This window comes from Cryobacterium inferilacus, from assembly GCF_019599185.1.
GTDB classification, from domain to species: domain Bacteria; phylum Actinomycetota; class Actinomycetes; order Actinomycetales; family Microbacteriaceae; genus Cryobacterium; species Cryobacterium inferilacus.
The window spans coordinates 113,686-129,800 of record NZ_JAIEUL010000012.1; the positions used below are offsets into that span (position 1 = coordinate 113,686).

The 16,115-nt window shown below is 66.9% G+C and carries 14 protein-coding genes and 3 tRNA genes; 3 read left to right on the forward strand and 14 right to left on the reverse strand.

Annotated features, from left to right (window positions below; genetic code table 11):
• Positions 1-13: 13 nt before the first annotated feature.
• The 8 genes from K2F54_RS12165 to K2F54_RS12200 all read right to left on the reverse strand — a co-directional run bounded on the left by K2F54_RS12165 (position 14) and on the right by K2F54_RS12200 (position 7,702).
• A complete protein-coding gene (locus tag K2F54_RS12165; RefSeq protein WP_220606121.1) occupies positions 14-700 on the reverse strand; it encodes a hypothetical protein in 687 nt (228 codons plus the stop codon).
• Between the two features lie 47 nt (positions 701-747).
• A complete protein-coding gene (locus tag K2F54_RS12170) occupies positions 748-1,431 on the reverse strand; it encodes a helix-turn-helix domain-containing protein (protein WP_220606122.1) in 684 nt (227 codons plus the stop codon).
• Positions 1,432-1,646: 215 nt separating this feature from the next.
• Positions 1,647-1,720 (reverse strand) — tRNA-Met (locus tag K2F54_RS12175).
• 31 nt (positions 1,721-1,751) lie between these two features.
• Positions 1,752-1,823: transfer RNA gene (locus K2F54_RS12180), tRNA-Thr, on the reverse strand.
• Between the two features lie 53 nt (positions 1,824-1,876).
• Positions 1,877-3,793 carry a glycoside hydrolase family 13 protein gene (locus K2F54_RS12185; RefSeq protein WP_255577050.1) on the reverse strand — a complete coding sequence of 639 codons (1,917 nt, stop codon included), beginning with the start codon at positions 3,791-3,793 and terminating at the stop codon, positions 1,877-1,879.
• Positions 3,794-3,801: 8 nt separating this feature from the next.
• A complete protein-coding gene (locus K2F54_RS12190; protein WP_220606123.1) occupies positions 3,802-4,716 on the reverse strand; it encodes a sugar ABC transporter permease in 915 nt (304 codons plus the stop codon).
• A gap of 1 nt (position 4,717) precedes the next feature.
• Positions 4,718-6,343 (reverse strand): ABC transporter permease subunit, encoded by a 1,626-nt coding sequence (locus K2F54_RS12195; RefSeq protein WP_220606124.1) that lies wholly within the window; start codon positions 6,341-6,343, stop codon positions 4,718-4,720.
• A 126-nt stretch (positions 6,344-6,469) separates the two neighbouring features.
• Positions 6,470-7,702, reverse strand: coding sequence for a sugar ABC transporter substrate-binding protein (locus K2F54_RS12200; RefSeq protein WP_220606147.1), 1,233 nt, complete (start codon positions 7,700-7,702; stop codon positions 6,470-6,472).
• Positions 7,703-7,875: 173 nt separating this feature from the next.
• On the opposite strand from K2F54_RS12200, the gene K2F54_RS12205 reads away from it, so the two are divergent.
• Both K2F54_RS12205 and K2F54_RS12210 read left to right on the forward strand, forming a co-directional pair.
• A complete protein-coding gene (locus tag K2F54_RS12205; protein ID WP_220606125.1) occupies positions 7,876-9,543 on the forward strand; it encodes a glycoside hydrolase family 13 protein in 1,668 nt (555 codons plus the stop codon).
• A gap of 132 nt (positions 9,544-9,675) precedes the next feature.
• Complete coding sequence (locus K2F54_RS12210) at positions 9,676-10,437, forward strand: GTP pyrophosphokinase (RefSeq protein WP_308287638.1); 762 nt, start codon at positions 9,676-9,678, stop codon at positions 10,435-10,437.
• Positions 10,438-10,637: 200 nt separating this feature from the next.
• Here the strand turns inward: K2F54_RS12210 and K2F54_RS19570 are convergent, their stop codons facing one another.
• The 3 genes from K2F54_RS19570 to K2F54_RS12225 form a co-directional block, all read right to left on the reverse strand.
• Positions 10,638-11,861, reverse strand: coding sequence for a M23 family metallopeptidase (locus K2F54_RS19570; protein WP_220606126.1), 1,224 nt, complete (start codon positions 11,859-11,861; stop codon positions 10,638-10,640).
• Positions 11,862-12,172: 311 nt separating this feature from the next.
• On the reverse strand, positions 12,173-13,006 hold the full coding sequence (locus tag K2F54_RS12220; RefSeq protein WP_220606127.1) for an inositol monophosphatase family protein: 834 nt from the start codon (positions 13,004-13,006) through the stop codon (positions 12,173-12,175).
• Positions 13,007-13,133: 127 nt separating this feature from the next.
• Positions 13,134-13,215 (reverse strand) — tRNA-Tyr (locus K2F54_RS12225).
• Between the two features lie 155 nt (positions 13,216-13,370).
• Here K2F54_RS12225 and K2F54_RS12230 point away from each other — a divergent pair.
• Positions 13,371-14,387 carry a LacI family DNA-binding transcriptional regulator gene (locus tag K2F54_RS12230; RefSeq protein ID WP_220606128.1) on the forward strand — a complete coding sequence of 339 codons (1,017 nt, stop codon included), beginning with the start codon at positions 13,371-13,373 and terminating at the stop codon, positions 14,385-14,387.
• A gap of 66 nt (positions 14,388-14,453) precedes the next feature.
• On the opposite strand, the gene K2F54_RS12235 is transcribed toward K2F54_RS12230, so the two are convergent.
• The 3 genes from K2F54_RS12235 to K2F54_RS12245 form a co-directional block, all read right to left on the reverse strand.
• Entirely contained in the window at positions 14,454-15,410 is a 957-nt protein-coding gene (locus K2F54_RS12235) for a hypothetical protein (RefSeq protein WP_220606129.1), read from the reverse strand.
• 25 nt (positions 15,411-15,435) lie between these two features.
• The gene (locus tag K2F54_RS12240) at positions 15,436-15,795 is read right to left on the reverse strand and encodes a GntR family transcriptional regulator (RefSeq protein ID WP_220606130.1); all 360 of its coding nucleotides are present in this window, start codon (positions 15,793-15,795) and stop codon (positions 15,436-15,438) included.
• Between the two features lie 81 nt (positions 15,796-15,876).
• The coding region (locus tag K2F54_RS12245; RefSeq protein WP_220606131.1) for a hypothetical protein at positions 15,877-16,115 on the reverse strand (239 nt) is incomplete at its 5' end.

Below are 16,115 nucleotides of genomic sequence, written 5' to 3' on the forward strand. Positions count from 1 at the left end.
CATGATCCAGATATTAGGCGACAGGTAACTGGGCGGCCAGAACGAGTCGAGCCAACTGTCGCTGGCCTCGCAGGCGGCTGACGTCATCCAGCTGTCGCCACGCCGCCGCGCTGTCTGGGAGCATCGTTGCGACCCGGACGAGGTGCTTGCGATCGTTCTTCGACAGATTGACAAGGTCGAGCTTGCCGACGGCCACGATAGACGCGAGGAGGAGAGCGGCGTCCTCGAGGTGGCGGCCGCCGTCGCGCTGGTCGACCTGGTTGGCAGCGCCCTTGACGATGAGTGCGCCGAGCACGTCGGGTGAAGAGAGGGCTGCTGTTTCTGCCCCAGAGCGAACAACGAATGTGTCCCGGCGCCTGATCGCCTGTCTGCCGGCAACGACACCGAACGCGTCACGCATCATCAGCCGCGGCTTGATCCGTGGCGGGAGCTCGTCCGGGACCATGAGGTCGATCTGTTCTTTGCCGCGACTGAACCTGTAGGCCGGCGCACTCTTCGTCTGGGGAACCTCACCCTCGAAACCGCTGGTCCTGAGCTGGCCGGAGATGGCCTGGATGCTGGCTTTGGCGCTCACGACATCGACGACCATGTCGACGTCTTTAGTGATCCTCGACGGAGGAATGTTTGCCCGGAACGCGTGCAGCTGGACCATGAGCCCGCCGACAAGGATCCACTCGTTTATGTCGGTCGCGGCGATCACTTCGAACAGTGTCGACCACGGCGGAAGGAAGCCCGCCTCGCCGATGTCTACTTCGTGTGTGTCGCCAGCCAACGCTGTCTCATCTCCTCGAGGGCCCGGATGCCGGCGGAGCGCTCACGAGTGGCGGTACTTCGAGCGAGGTCGGCTGCGACCACAGCAACGGGGGCGTTATCCCGGCCGAGAAACAGACCAGGATCCTCGTACACCTCGATGAATCCCTGACGGTCGGGAAGAAGCATGTGTTCTCGGATGAATTCCTGCATCAAGGCTGCGCTGACGTAGCCCTCGAGTGTTGAGTGCTGCGGAGAGAGGTCAGTGTCGAGCACCTCGAGAGCGGTTGCTCCAGTGGGGACCATCTCGGCGACTGTGTGAAAAGAGTCGTCGGCGTCATAGCGGGTCACCGTGGTACGGTCAGCCACACGGCGCGCGATCTCCTCGGCCGTGTTCAACCGGATGCGTTCACGTACGCGAGCGCGCGTCCTGTCAGAGACGGTGACCAGGTTGGGCTCGCCGGAGAGCTCTCCGAGAATCGCCCACGAGGAGAGCGCCGACCAGTTTCGACCGGGGCCCGTGCTGATCGCGATCCGGCGCTCGAGGGAATCCGCGTCGACAAGCCACACCCCGGACGGGAGCTGCCGGCCGTCAAGCTTCCCGGCGCGAAGAAGCCCACGGATGTGCTGTGGGCTCACAGCAAGCCGCTTGCGCGCTTCATCGGTGGTCAACTCGCTCATGCCACATCACTTTCGGTCTCGAAACTATTGTGGCACCAGCAGGGGCGCCACGGACGCATTTCCGGGAACCGCTGGCCGAGAAGTCTGGGAAAAGGAGGTGACGGGTTCGAAACCACGACCTTGACCGGATCCTGGGACGGGCGGCGGGCGCCATGCAGCGCCAAAGAGAAAGGCCCCGTGACCGGAAGAAATCCAGATCAAAGGGCCTTTATATGTAGCGGGAGCGGGAATTGAACCCGCGACACCACGATTATGAGCCGTGTGCTCTAACCAACTGAGCTACCCCGCCTTAGACCTTCAGAGCCTAGCTCTCAAGCCTGAGCCCCCTGTGGGAATCGGACCCACTACCTCTTCCTTACCAAGGAAGTGCTCTACCAATGAGCTAAGGGGGCAAAACTTCACACTTCTGAAGTTGAACCGTGCTTTTGGCAACCGGTAAACATTATCACCTCGCGAGACCCCTCGGCGACACAGGCCTGGCATCCGGCCCGATTGTGACGCCCGGGAGCACCCAGGCGGTGAAGGATGCGCCGGTGGCGACCAACCGGAGGCCGTCGTCGGAGACCGTGCCGACGGCCGTTCCGACCTCGCCGGCCAGCTCACCGGTGAGGCCGCCGACGGGCAGCACCCACCCGGGCAGGGTCACGTCGGCGGCGGCGCGGGCGGCCAGCAGCAGCACCGTCTCCTGCTCGGTCTCGCGCACGTAGACGAGCACGTCGTCGGCCACGTGCAGCCAGCGCAGACCGCCGGTGCTGAGGGCCTCATGGGCGCGGCGCAGGCCGATCAGGCTCGCGTACAGGTCGATGGTCGCCGCCACGTCCGGTTCGGCGGCGCTCCCCCACGGCATCGGGGTGCGGGAGTGCTCACCGTCAACGCCGACGAGGCCGAACTCGTCGCCGGCAAAGACGACGGGGATGCCCGGCAGGGTCATCGACAGGCCGACGGCGACCGGAACGGCCGCGGCATCCGCGTGGGTGCGGAACCTGGCGGTGTCATGGGTGTCGAGCGCGTTCATGGTGGCCAGCCGGGTGCGCCAGGGAAAGCCGGCCGCGAAGCGGGTGTGCGCGCGGTGGAACTGCTCGCCGGTGTGCGTCGGGATGGTGCCGAGCGGGAGCCCGAAGAACGACGTCACCGCGTCGGGCCGGCACAGCCAGGACCAGAGCGGGCGGGTGAAGTTGGCGTAGGTCATCGCGCCGTGCCAGGCGTCGCCCTGGAAATCCGCGGAGGCGTCGTTGGTGAATTCGCCGAGCAGAATGGTGTCGGGGTTCACCTCGATCATGGTGCGGCGGATGGCCTGGCGAACCTCGGCGTTGAGGTCTTCGGCGCCGAGACGGCCAGTCATGTTCGCCACGTCGATGCGCCAGCCGTCCATGTTGAACGGCGGCATGAGCCACTGGGCCACCACCGAGTCCGGTCCGTCGATGAACCGGCGGCGCAGCTCCGCCGAATTCCAGTTGAACTTGGGCAGCTCCGGCACCCCGAGCCAGGACATGTAGTCGCGCTGCTCGGGGTCGAGCCAGTAGTAGAAGGCGCTCTCCGGGGCCTCCGGCGTGAGGTGCGCGGCCCGGAACCATTCGTGACCGTCGCCGGAGTGATTGGCGGTGAGGTCACCGATCACCTTGAACCCGCGGGCGTGCGCGGCCTCGACGAGGCGGATGAGCGCGGGGTCGCCGCCGAGCAACGGGTCGACCGCGGTGAAGCCGGCCGCGTCGTAGCGGTGGTTGGAACGGCCGGGGAACACCGGTGTGAGGTAGAGCAGGGTGACGCCGAGCTGCTCGAGGTGGTCGAGGTGCTCGGTGATGCCGTCGAGGTCGCCGCCGTAGAACTGGTGCGAGCGGCCAGGTGGCAGCTGGTCGACGGCGTCCTGCCACTCGGCGGGCAGTGCCCAGTCCGGCGCCTGGCGCTCATCGGCGGCGGTGGAACGTGCGAACCGGTCAGGGAAGACCTGGTACATCACGCTGGTCGCCGCCCAGGCCGGCGGGGCCGGGTGGGCGACGAGCTTGAAATCCTCTGAGTCGAGCGTCTCGATGTCGTGCAGTCCGCTGGCGTTCAACCAGCGGTGGCTGCCGTCGGCCAGGCTGAGCAGGAACCGGTAGCCGTGCACCGGATTCTCCACCACCAGGTCGGCGGCCCACCAGGCGTCGGCCTCCGCGGCCGAGCCGAGCGGCCGGGCATCCTGAAAGCGCGGCTCCTGATCGGGATTCGACCGCACGCGCACCATCGTCACCTCGCCGAAGGCACGTGGAATGCGCACCCGCACGGTGATGGCGTCGCCGAGCGCAGGCTCCTGGCTGGAGACGTAAAGCGGAGAGCCGTCGTGGTGCGGGAGCGAATGGAACGGGATCCGGTGGTGCGGCAGCATGGGGTGGGTTACTTGACCGATCCGGCCGTGAGGCCACCGACGATGTATTTCTGCAACCAGAGGAACAGCGCCATCACCGGCAGGGCCGCGAGCACCGCACCGGCCGCGAAGACCGAATAGTTGCTCGAGAACTCCTGCGACACGAACTGGTACAGGCCCACCGCGAGGGTCTGCTTCTCCGGCGTGATCAGCACGATGCTCGCGATCACGAACTCGTTGGTCGTGCCGACGAACGAGAGCAGGCCGACCACCGCGAGGATGGGCGCCACCAGCCGCAGGATGATCGTGAAGAAGATGCGCGCGTGGCCGGCGCCGTCGAGCTTGGCGGCCTCGTCGATGGAGGCCGGAATGGTGTTGAAGAACCCGTACATCAGGTAGGTGTTCACGCCGAGGGCGCCACCGAGGTAGACCATGATCAGGCCGATCTGGGTGTCCAGGCCGATGGCCGGGAAGATGTCGGAGATGCCGTTGAGCAACAGGAAGATCGCCACGACGGCCAGCAGCTGCGGGAACATCTGCACGAGCACGAGCATCAGCAACCCGGCCCGACGGCCGGTGAAGCGCATCCGGGAGAACGAGTACGCGGCCAGGGCGCCGAGGAAGACCGTGCCGGCGGAGGTGATACCGCCGATCAGCAGGGTGTTGCCGTACCAGGCCGCGTACGGCTGCTGCGGCAGGTTGAACAGGGTGACATAGCTGCCCAGGTCCACCTCGCTGAACAGGCCGTTGGCGGTGATCAGGGTGCCGCCGGGGTGCAGCGACGCGGAGAGCACGTAGAGCAGCGGGAAGGCGGAGAAGATCACCATGACGGCGCCGATGAGGTGCCGCCAGCCGGTGGCGCGGAACCAGCGGCCGAAGTTGAACGGCTGCTTCACCGGAATGTAGTCGGTGGTCGCCGGGGCTGCGAGTGTCGTGGTCGCCATCTCAGTTCAACTCCTCTAGTGCCTTGGTCTGTCTGAAGCTGATGATCGACACGAGCGCGACGAGCACGAAGATGAGGATCGAGAAGGCGCTCGCGAGCCCGTAGTCACGGTTCGCGCCGACGAAGGCGACCTTGTAGACCATCGAGATCAGGATGTCGGTGGCGCCCACGTTCACCCCCGCCGTGACGTCACGCGGCCCGCCGTTGGTGAGCATGTAGATGAGGTTGAAGTTGTTGAAGTTGAACGCGAACGAGGCGATCAGCAGCGGCGAGACCGACACCAGCAGCAGCGGCAGCTTGATCAACCGGAACACCTGCCAGGGCTTGGCGCCATCCACGGTGGCCGCTTCCTGCAGCTCACCGGGGATGGACTGCAGCGCGCCGGTGCAGACCAGGAACATGTAGGGGAACCCGAGCCAGAGGTTGACGAAGATGATGCTGAACTTGGCCAGCCATTCGTTGGTCAGCCAGGGGATCTCCGCCCCGCCGAACAGCACCTGGTTGACGAAACCGAACTGCGGGTTGAGCATGCCCGCCCAGACCAGGGCGGAGAGGAAGGCGGGGAAGGCGTAGGGCAGGATCATGACCACCCGGTAGACGTTCCGGCCGCGCATCCGTAGGTCGTTGAACACGATGGCCAGGAACAGGCCGAGCGCGAAGGTGGTGGCTACCGAGAGGAACGCGAACGCGAAGGTCCACAGGGTCACGCTGATCAGCGGGCCGCGAATGGACTCGGTGCCGAAGGCCTTGGCGAAGTTGGCCAGGCCCACCTCCACCTTCCAGCCGGGCTGCAGGTCGGCGCCATCCGGGGCGACGAAGGATCCCTGCGCCGGGTCTTCGGTGTAGACGACCCCGGTGCTCGCATCGGTCATCGTGCCGGCGGCCTCGTCGTAGATGAGGTCGGAGAGGTAGAGGTAGGCGGCGGAGCCGTCCGGGGTGCGCAGGCTGCCGTCGTTGGGGTCGTCGGAAACGGGCACCGCGAGGGCCGCGATGGTCTCCTGATTGGCCACGATGTCGGCGAAGTTCAGGGCGGTGTAACCGGGCAGACCGGTGGCCTGGCCGGAGGCATCCGTTTCGGCATTGCTGACCGTCTCGAGCGGGGTCTCCGGGTTGCCGACGCTGATCTCCCCGTCGGGGTCTGTGACCAGGAAGCTGTAGACGCCGGCCTGTTCGAGCACGGTGACGGCGTAGCTGGGCGAGTCGGGCACCCGCTCCTGGGAGGAGAGGATGAGGGAGTTGACCGCGTCATCCTTGGTGCTGTTGTGGCCGGTGCCGTAGTTGGTGAAGGCGATGTACCCGGAGTAGCCGATGACGAAGATCTGGAAGATGAGCAGGAAGATCAGGCCGGGCGTGAGGTACTTGGCCGGCAGGCCCGCGGCCCGGAAGTAGATCCAGTTAACGACGATGGTGACGAAGAGGACGAGGCTGAACACCAGCCAGTCCTGCTTGGCGAAGAGCACGAAGAGGGCATAGACGCTGATGGCGTCGACGATGCCGAGCACGAGCACCTTGACGAGCAGCACCTTGATGCCGGCGGAAGCGGCCTCGGCGATGCGACCGGCCTGCCTGGATCTCTTGGCGGCCACGATCTGGGCCCGATCGCGCTCGGTTCCGGGGATAGTCATCATTATCTGCTCTCTGGCGGCCTGGCGGCGGCGGGCGTGCGGGTGCCGTGTGCGGGTTGTGCGTACAGGTACTGCGGATGGTGCGGTGCGCCCGGCCTGTGGGGGCCGGGCGCACCCGGGTGAATCGGGTTATTCGATGGCGGCGGCGATGTCCGCGGTCATCTTCTGCCACAGTTCGACGGGGTCACCCTGGTTGCTGATGATCGCCGCCTCGGTGACGCCCCAGAACTGCCAGACCTTGCCCATCTGCGGGATGGTGGGCATCGGCACCGCGGAGGCGCCGACGGCACCGAAGCCGGCGGTGATCGGGTCGGAGCTGGCGGCATCGAAGGCTGCGGTCAGAGCCGGCGGGCGGCCGCCGACGTCGTAGAGCGCGGTCTGCACGTCTTCGCTGCCGATGTAGTTGACCAGGAATTCGTTCGCCGCGATGGCGTTCGTGGTCTTGGCGCTGACCATGAAACCCTGCACGCCCACGAAGGGCTGCGCGGCCTGGCCTCCGGCCGACGGGATCGGGTCGACGGAGACGTCGATACCAGCGGCCTGGGCATCCGGCACGTTCCACGGTCCGGTGAGCAGGAACGGTGAGGCGCCGGCGTAGAACTTCTCCTTGGCGATGTCGCCGGTGAGGTTGACACTCATGCGGCCGGCGGCGCCTTCTGCGGCCAGCCAGGTGGCGAAGGCTTCGCCCCCGGCGTTGCCCACGGTGAGGTCCTCTGGGTCATAGCTGCCGTCGGCGCTGGTGCCGAACACCGGTGCCCCGAAGGAGGTCTGGAACGGGTACAGGTGGTACGGATCTGCCTCTGGGCCGATCTGCACGAGGTACGGGAACTCGGTTCCGGCGGCGACTCCGGCCGCGGTCATGTCGTCGACGGTGGCCGGGGCGCTGGCGGCGAGGGCGGTGTTGCGCAACAGGGCGATGTTCTCGATCGAGTACGGCACGCCGTAGGTCTTGCCCTCGTAGCTCATGGCGGTGACGGCGACCTGCTGGTAGTCGGCCGCGGTGTCGCCGAGCTCGACGGGCTGCACCACACCATTGCTGACGAAGTTGCCGAGCCAGTCGTGCGCGGCGATGGTGATGTCGGGGCCCTTGCCGGTCGGAACCTGGGCGATGAACTCCTCCTGGATCTTCGCAAAGTCCTTCTGAACGAGCTTGACCTCGACCCCTGACTCCTTCGTGAAGGCCGCTGCGGCGTCCTTCAGCACGGCGGCGCGGTCGGCGTCGACCCACACGGTCAGTGCGCTGGAGTCGGCATCCGATGTCCCGCCGCTCGTCTCGGCTCCGGCCGAGCAGCCGGTCAGGGCGAGGGACGCGGCGGCGATGATTGCGCCGGCGGCCAGCAGGCCATTTCTCTTCACCATCATTGGTGTGCCTTTCATGATCAACATTGACAATTTGTGCAAGCGGTTCCATGTATACCTGTCAATTCACGGATTGGCAACCCAGTCTGTGATTACCTACAGCCCCGATACGAGAAACATGCTCGAGATTTGTGGAAGCGCTTGCAGATGGGCCTGAATGCCGTAGTCTGTCGGTCATGACAGGCACAGAGTGGTGGCGTACCGCCGTTATTTATCAGATCTACCCACGGTCGTTCGCTGACGCGAACGGCGACGGCATGGGCGACCTCGCGGGCATCCGCTCGAGGCTGCCGAAGCTGGCCGAACTGGGGGTCGACGCCATCTGGCTGTCACCCTTCTACACGTCGCCGCAGCGCGACGCCGGCTACGACGTCTCCGACTATTGCGACGTCGATCCCCTGTTCGGCACCCTCGCCGATTACGACGCCATGCAGGATGCGGCGCACGCGCTCGGCATCCGGGTGATCGTGGACATCGTGCCCAACCACTCCTCCAGCGACCACCCGTGGTTCCAGGCCGCCCTGGCCGCCGGCCCCGGCAGCGAGGAGCGCGGGCACTACATCTTCCGGGACGGCCTCGGCGAGAACGGCGAGCTGCCCCCGAACAACTGGGAATCCGTCTTCGGCGGCAACGCCTGGACCCGCACGACCGACCCGGACGGCACCCCCGGCCAGTGGTACCTGCACCTGTTCGACACCACCCAGCCCGACTTCGACTGGGACAACGAGTGGGTGCGCGCGCAGTTCCGTGACGTGTTGCGGTTCTGGCTCGACCGCGGCGTCGACGGGTTCCGGGTGGACGTCGCCCACGGCATGATCAAGGCCAAGGGCCTGCCGGACTACTCCCCGCCCGCCGACGGCGGCAGCATGGGTGGCGCCACCTCGCTGGAGCCCGGCGTCGTGGCCGAGCCCGTGGCCGGCGCCCCCTACTGGGCGCAGGACGGTGTGCACGACATCTACCGCGACTGGCGGATCGTGCTGGACGAATACGAGGGCGACCGCATCCTCGCTGCCGAGGCCTGGGTCGATCCCCTGGACCGGGTCGCGCAGTGGGTACGTGCTGATGAGATGCACCAGGCCTTCAATTTCGCCTACCTCGAGACCCCGTGGAAGGCGGAACCGCTCCGCCGCGTGATCGACGGCTCCCTGGCCGCGTTCAGCGCCGTCGGAGCCCCCAGCACCTGGGTGCTCTCCAACCACGACGTCGTGCGCCACGCCACCCGACTGGCCCTCACGGCAGACAACCTGCAGGGCCACGGCATCGGCCCCAAGACCGAGGGCCTGCCTGACCCCGCCGTCGGACTCCGTCGGGCGCGTGCCGCCACGGCGCTGATGCTCTCCCTGCCGGGCTCCAGCTACATCTACCAGGGCGAGGAACTCGGGCTCCCCGAGGTCATCCACCTGCCAGACTCCTCCCGTGAGGACCCGACCTGGTTCCGCACCAACGGGGAGCGCTACGGCCGGGACGGCTGCCGGGTCCCCATCCCCTGGGAGGCGGCAGAACCGTCTTACGGCTTCGGCCCCAGCGCGGCCAGCTGGCTGCCCCAGCCCGCCGAGTGGGCCACCCTGGCCCGCGACGCGCAGGAGGGCGTCGAGGGCTCCACCCTCGAGCTCTACACTCAAGCGCTCGCCCTGCGCCGCGAACACTCCCTCGGACTTGGTTCGGTGGAGTGGCTGTCGGCGCCGAACTCCGACACTCTCGTATTCCGTAATGGGAATGTCGTCGTGGTCGCGAACACCGGCGACCAGGACGTCGAGCTGCCCGCCGGCGAGGTCCTGGTCGCCAGCGAGCAGCTCGTGGACCGGATCGTTCCTGGCGACACCACCGTGTGGCTGCAGGCCTGAGCCGGACCTGCTCCACTCACAACTTCTCCATCCCCCGCGCGCAGCTGGCTCACAGCGACTACCGATGCGGGGGATGGCAGAATTCAGGTGGCCGCCAACGATTGTGGGGTCGTCGTTGACAGGGGAGCCCGCGTGACCAACCAGGACGTCGAATGGCCCAGCGACCTCCGGGAGATCAGGACCGAGCTCACCCGGTTCATGATGTCGTACAAGTTCGCCACCGACGAGATGATGACCAAGGTCAACATCCTCAAGGAGGAGTTCAGCGCGATCCACGACTACAGTCCGATCGAGCACGTCAGCCACCGGCTCAAGTCGCCGGAGGGAATCCTGAAGAAGGCCAACCGCAAGGGCTACCCGCTCGATCTCGCCGGCATTCGGGAGAACATTCAAGACATCGCTGGCATCCGCATCACCTGCAGCTTCATCTCTGACACCTACCGGGTGCTCGACATGCTCACCGGCCAACGGGACATCACGGTGCTGCAGATCAAGGATTACATCGAGAACCCCAAGCCGAACGGGTACAAGAGCCTGCACCTCATCGTCGCGATCCCGGTCTTCATGTCCGACCGGGTGCAGCCGGTGACGGTGGAGGTACAGATCCGCACCGTCGCGATGGACTTCTGGGCCAGCCTCGAACACAAGATCTTCTACAAGCACGACGGCGCAGTACCGCCCGCGCTGGTCGACGAGCTCAAGCAGGCCGCTGACGTGGCCAATCGGCTCGACATCGACATGGAACGCCTGCACGCCCAGGTGGTCTCGCTGGGAACGTCGCCAGACGCCCTCACGCCGCCCACGTCGCAGCCGGCTCCGTCGACGTCAGACGGCCAGGTGCCGTTCCCGCTCCCCCGCAGCGTGCTCGAGGCGTTCCTGGCCAAGGCCGTCTGACCCGCACGCACGTCGGGCGCCTCTCGCCGGGCACGACTCAGCGGGGTGCTCGCGCGAGCTGATCGCGCATCCGTGCGGCGCACTCGCTGCGGCAACTGTTCCCGATGCGGACAATTGCGCCCGGTGCGCCGGACACAATTGTCCGCACGGGGAACAGTTGCGGCCATGCGGGCCGCGCGGGACCAGGGCGGGCCGGGCGACTAGTTCGTGTTGGCGTAGAGCCAGGGCAAGGGTGCGACCTTGGTGCCCTTGATGCCGCCGACGCGGATCTCGAAGTGCAGGTGCGGACCGGTCGACATACCCGTCGACCCGACCTTGCCGATGACCTGGCCGACCTTGACCACGTCGCCGGTCTCCAGCAGCATCGAGCCGTGGATCATGTGGGCGTAGACACTGGAGACCAGTTCACCGTCGATCATGTGGTCGATGATCATGTGCACACCGAGACTGGCTTCGCCGTCTTCGGTGTAGCTCACGACGCCGTCGGCGATGGCCTGGATCGGAGCGCCGACGCCGGGGTTGAAGTCCTGACCGCCGTGGTTGGCGGAGCAGCCGGCGCAGTTGCGCGGGCCGAACTGGTCGCCGACGTGCACTCCGACGGCGAACGGCCACTGCACGGTGCCGTTGGGGTTGTTGGTGAAGGTGTCTTCAAGACGGATGCCGCTGGCCGCTGCGACCTCGGCGATGGACCTGGCCTGGTAGCTGTCCTGCTGCACCGTGATGGTGTCGGTGCCGGCAAGGTCAATGGTCTGGGCGGGCTCGGTGCTGACGGGCATCGTGGCCTCGAGCGCAGCGGCGCGCACGTCGCTGGACGACAGCAGGGAGTCGGCGGGCAGGGACGTGGCCACGGCCAGCATGGCCACGACCGACATCGCCACAATGGAGCCGGTCTTGGTCGCCAGCATGCGCATGCGGTGGTGACCGGAATGCACCGACACCGGGGCGCGGCTGGCCGGCGCGGTCTTGGCGCGGGTGCGCGGCACGAAGTCGGGCAGAACACGCTCTGGAGCAACCGACGCTGTGCGGGGCGCTGCGGCCTCGGCGGTGGCGAGGGGGGCCGGAGCCTCGGTGAAGGCCTGCTCCGCGCGCAGCTGGGCGCGCAGGGCCGCCCGCGACGGCAGCGGGATCGAGGTCGTGATGGTGTTCGGCGAGATGTCGCTCGGAATCTGCTCGTAGGCAGGCTCCTCTGGCAGCGAGAGGTCCTGCTGGCGAATGACGACGGTCTCGAGGCTGGGTTCGGCCAGCTCGGCGGCCACCAGGATCTGCGCCTCGGCGGTGAGCACAGTGGTCTCGGCGGCGATGTCGGCGATCGAGTCCTGGGCGACAGCCGGCTGCTCCTCGGCGAACGGCGCGTTGCGGCGTTCGAGTTCGCGCAGTTCACGGCGGGTCAGCGCGCGCGCGGGCACGGTTCCTTCGGTTGTCACGACGCCCTGCGAGGGGTCACTCGAGTCGGCTGCGGAGGCATCCGGCTGCGGGGAGTGAGGTGACAAAGGTGGGGTACTTTCGGCGCGATGGACAGGACAACATACCCGCGACTTCGGCCGAGCCAAAGTAACGAATAGGTAAAGGCTAGCGGGCGGGCGGCGTCTGCGCCATCTGACGGTGCCGCAAAACCACCGCAAACGGCCGTCAGGGACGCCCGCGAGCGGCGACTCACGCACGCACGAAGAGGGCTAAAAATCCGCTACTGGCCTGCTATTGCGCCGCGGGACACACTCGGAGGGCCATCGCATCCTCATATGTCGTCTTCGGCCATAAATTCGTTGAAAAGATTCAGCAGGATGGGTTCGGCCGCGGCGTAGAGATCGGGAGCCGCGGCGATGAGAAGGCTGATGCCTTCACGGTCGTCGCCGAACGCGCCGACCTTCGCGCCGGCCTCTGTGGCCACCAGAGCACCGGCCGCGTGGTCCCACGGGTTGAGCCCACGCTCGTAGTACAGGTCGAGCCGGCCGGCCGCGACCGCGCACAGGTCGAGGGAGGCGGCACCCATGCGGCGGATGTCGCGGACCTGGTGGATGAGGCCGTGCAGCACCTGCGCCTGACGACTGCGCCGCACCGAATCGTAGGAGAAGCCGGTGCCGAACAGGGCGAGCGAGAGCGGCACACCACTCTGCACTGCGAGGCTCCGCCCGTTCAGTTCCGCCCCGCCTCCGGCGCGCGCGGAGAAGAGCTCGTCGATGGCGGGGTTCTTCACGGCTCCGGCCAGGGCGGTCCAGGTGGCCGGATCGGCGTCGCCCTCCACCACGGCGATGCTCACGGCATAGAGCGGGATGCCGTACAGGTAGTTCACGGTGCCGTCGATGGGGTCGACCACCCAGGTCAGGCCCGACGTGCCGGCGGTGGCACTGGATTCCTCGCCGTGGAAGCCGTCGTTCGGCCTGGCATCGGCGATCAGTCCGCGGATGAGCGCCTCGGTCTCCCGGTCCGCCAGCGTCACCACGTCCTCCGGCGACGACTTGGAGGCGGCGATCTGCACACCCTCCGCCCGGCGCCGGTGGGCCAGTTCTCCGGCGGCGATGGCCGTCTGCTGGGCGAGGGCGAGCAATTCGGTGGACGCGACTGTGGTCATCCGCCCACGCTACGCCCCCGGCGGCATCGGCATCGGCAACAGGAGCAGGAGGTGACCGGCTGATTAACGCACAAAACGCGCCGGGGGCCGGCGCGTTCTGTGGTGGTGTGGTGCTGTTCTCTTGCTGTGGCGAGTGCGAGATTCGAACTCACGAAGGCTACGCCGTCTGATTTACAGTCAGATCCCTTTGGCCGCTTGGGTAACTCGCCAGTGCATACCCGGCCATATGAAGCCACGTGACCGGAGACGCTCAGACAGAATACAAGCCCAAGGGCCCAAGTGCGAAATCAGCGGGGGCAGCCGGTCATCACAGCGGTGGATATGATCACTTCACACCCCTCTTGCACGCCGGTTAGGAACCCGAATGGTCGGAATCGACGAGGTCGCCCGTCGAGCGGGCGTCTCCACCGCCACGGTCTCGCGCGCCCTGAGCGGCAACGGTCACGTCTCCCCGGCGACCAAGCTCAAGGTCAAGGCCGCGGCCCTGGAGATGGGCTATGTGGTGTCGTCGAACGCATCCAGCCTGGCGTCCGGCCGGATGAAGAACATCGGCGTCGTGGTTCCGTTCCTCAACCGCTGGTTCTTCTCCAGCGTCGTCGAGGGCGCCCAGAAGGCCCTGCTGCACAACGGCTACGACCTCACCCTGTACAACCTCACCGGCGGCGGCGAGGAGCGGCGCAGCGTGTTCGAGCACTTCCTGCTGCGCCAACGGGTGGATGCCGTCATCGCGATCTCCCTCGAGCTGACCGAGAGCGAAGTGGCCAGGCTGCACGCCCTGGGCAAACCCCTCGTGGGCGTCGGCGGCCCGATCACCGGCGTGCGCACCCTCACCATCGACGATGTCGCGGTGGCCAGACTGGCCACGGAGCACCTGCTGGCCCTCGGCCACCGCCGCATCGCCCACATCGGCGGCAACAAGGACTTCGACCTCGACTTCCACCTGCCCACCAACCGTCGGTTCGGCTACGAGGCCGCGATGGAAGCCGCGGGCATCGGCACCGCCCCCGAACTGTTCCAGCCCGCCGACTTCACCATCCGCGGTGGCTACCAGGCGGCCAAACAGCTGCTCGGCAGTCCGCACAACCGGCCGACCGCCATCTTCGCGGCATCGGACGAGATGGCCATCGGCAGCATCCTGGCCGCCCGTGACCTGGGCCTGATTGTGCCGAGGGACGTGTCGGTGATCGGCATCGACGACCACGAACTGGCCGACTTCTTCGGCCTCAGCACCATCGCGCAATTCCCGCAGGGGCAGGGCGCCACGGCCGTGGAGATCCTGATGGACCAGCTACATCCTGGCCAGCACGATCAGGCCGTGCTGAACACGCCGATGCCGTTCGAACTGATCGTGCGCTCGAGCACGGCCCGACCCGGCGACTGAGCCGACTCCGACGATGTTCTGCGCCCCGTAGAGCGTGAGCGTGGCCTGGCTGGCCGCGCCGCGCGCTCAGCGGGAGACGAGCGTCGTGAGCAGCGCGACCGGCAGGTCGGGGTTCGGCACTGTCACCGCGAAGTGGGTGCCGTTGTCACGTTCGACAAGAATGCCCCGACGACCAGAGACAACGATGGCGGTGCGGCCCGGCATGACCCGGTATCCCCACCCACCCCACTCGGCAGCCCGCAGCTCGGCCGATCTGGCCGACACGATCCGGTTGAGCTCGACGTGGGCGATCGGGAAACGGAACAGGCTTGATACGACCCGTAGCCCGCGGTGGTCAACACTCACCCGCAGCCGGGAGAAGACGAGGAACCCCGCCGCCACGAGCAGTAGCGCGACGATGGCTGCGGACGCTCCAACGGCATCCCGCGGTACGAGGAGGACGGCGATGACGGCTGCGGCCAGCGTCGAGACTGCCGCGAACACGCCGAAGACGCGAACTCGGATCGTCGTGAACCATGCACCCGCCTCGCCAACCCCGAGTGGAACTCCAGCCGCCGCGTCCCCTAGCCGCACTCGACGCTGTCGCGAGGAGAGCAGGTACGGAACCACACCGTAGGACGCGGCTGCGAGGACGAGTGCAACCATCCACGGAACAGCCGACGCCGGCATAGGTTCGCCAGCCAGCCCGAAGCCCGCAGCCACCAACCAGGCCGCTGTCGCGGATCCGCCGACCATCCCGGCCACGAGGACCAGCCACGGGCGAATAGTTGCCGCGACACCCGCGAGTGCGATTATCCCGGCCACTGCGGCGAAGAGGGCGAACGTGCCGGTGATCCCGCTGAAGACGGCAGTGCTCCTGAAGGCGCCGCCCTCGTTTCCGAGCCACTCCACCGGGAGTTCTGCGGGCAGCCGACGAGACCACAGAGTGGCAGTGACGGACAGGATGACGACGGGCAGCCACAGCGATGCGGCGGCCAGCCGGTCCCGCGTTGTCGCTCGTGTCGCGGATTCCCCTGTCTTCATGGGCGATTTCGTGGGTGATTCTGAGTCAAGCATGTGTCCCTCGCTTCTGGATCAGGATGAGGACGTCGGGGATGCCGACGCCAAGTTTGCGGGCTTCTGCGAGAAGTGCGTCCGCAAGTTCGACGAGGCGAACCGTTCCGGCTGCAGCGTCCGCGCGGACCGAGGCGCCGCGCCCCTGCCGCATCTCGAGGATGCCGTCGTCGCGCAGTTGCGCGTAGGCGCGGAGGACGGTGTGCATGTTGATGCTGAGGGCGTTCGCAAGCTCCCGTGCGGGCGGAAGCCGGGTGCCCGGCGCGAGCGATCCGTCGGCGACCGCCACTCGCACCTGAACGGCGAGCTGGTCGGCGATGGTGACCGCTGATGCGGGATCCACTTTGTACAACATGTTGGCAATGTTACTAGAACAATCGACCTTGCGGAAGCAATTGACCCTCCGGAGGCGACTGGCGGCAGTGGTGCCATGAGATCAACCACCGAAGAGGGCGTTCAGCTCGTCGAGGTCGCCGACATCGAGGTCCATCGCATCTGCGTCGGACAACGTCTTCCGCGGTGCGCTCAGGTTGTCGCCGTGCACCGTGAGTGCGGCAAGGGCAACGCGGTAAGTCCTGGCCAGCGCCTGGGTGCTTGTGGCGCTGAGGACGGTGTGGTCGGCGGTGAGGTGGATGTGTAGGCGGCTGTTGTGGGTGCGGGCGTTGACGCGGACTC

Excerpts from the sequence above, each read along its gene's own strand:
- K2F54_RS12170 (WP_220606122.1), bottom strand. The coding sequence starts at position 1,431 with ATGAGCGAGTTGACCACCGATGAAGCGCGCAAGCGGCTTGCTGTGAGC.
- K2F54_RS12230 (WP_220606128.1), top strand. The coding sequence starts at position 13,371 with ATGGTCGGAATCGACGAGGTCGCCCGTCGAGCGGGCGTCTCCACCGCC.
- K2F54_RS12195 (WP_220606124.1), bottom strand. The coding sequence starts at position 6,343 with ATGATGACTATCCCCGGAACCGAGCGCGATCGGGCCCAGATCGTGGCC.
- K2F54_RS12205 (WP_220606125.1), top strand. The coding sequence starts at position 7,876 with ATGACAGGCACAGAGTGGTGGCGTACCGCCGTTATTTATCAGATCTAC.
- K2F54_RS12190 (WP_220606123.1), bottom strand. The coding sequence starts at position 4,716 with ATGGCGACCACGACACTCGCAGCCCCGGCGACCACCGACTACATTCCG.
- K2F54_RS12220 (WP_220606127.1), bottom strand. The coding sequence starts at position 13,006 with ATGACCACAGTCGCGTCCACCGAATTGCTCGCCCTCGCCCAGCAGACG.
- K2F54_RS12200 (WP_220606147.1), bottom strand. The coding sequence starts at position 7,702 with ATGATGGTGAAGAGAAATGGCCTGCTGGCCGCCGGCGCAATCATCGCC.
- K2F54_RS12240 (WP_220606130.1), bottom strand. The coding sequence starts at position 15,795 with ATGTTGTACAAAGTGGATCCCGCATCAGCGGTCACCATCGCCGACCAG.
- K2F54_RS12185 (WP_255577050.1), bottom strand. The coding sequence starts at position 3,793 with ATGCTGCCGCACCACCGGATCCCGTTCCATTCGCTCCCGCACCACGAC.
- K2F54_RS12235 (WP_220606129.1), bottom strand. The coding sequence starts at position 15,410 with ATGAAGACAGGGGAATCCGCGACACGAGCGACAACGCGGGACCGGCTG.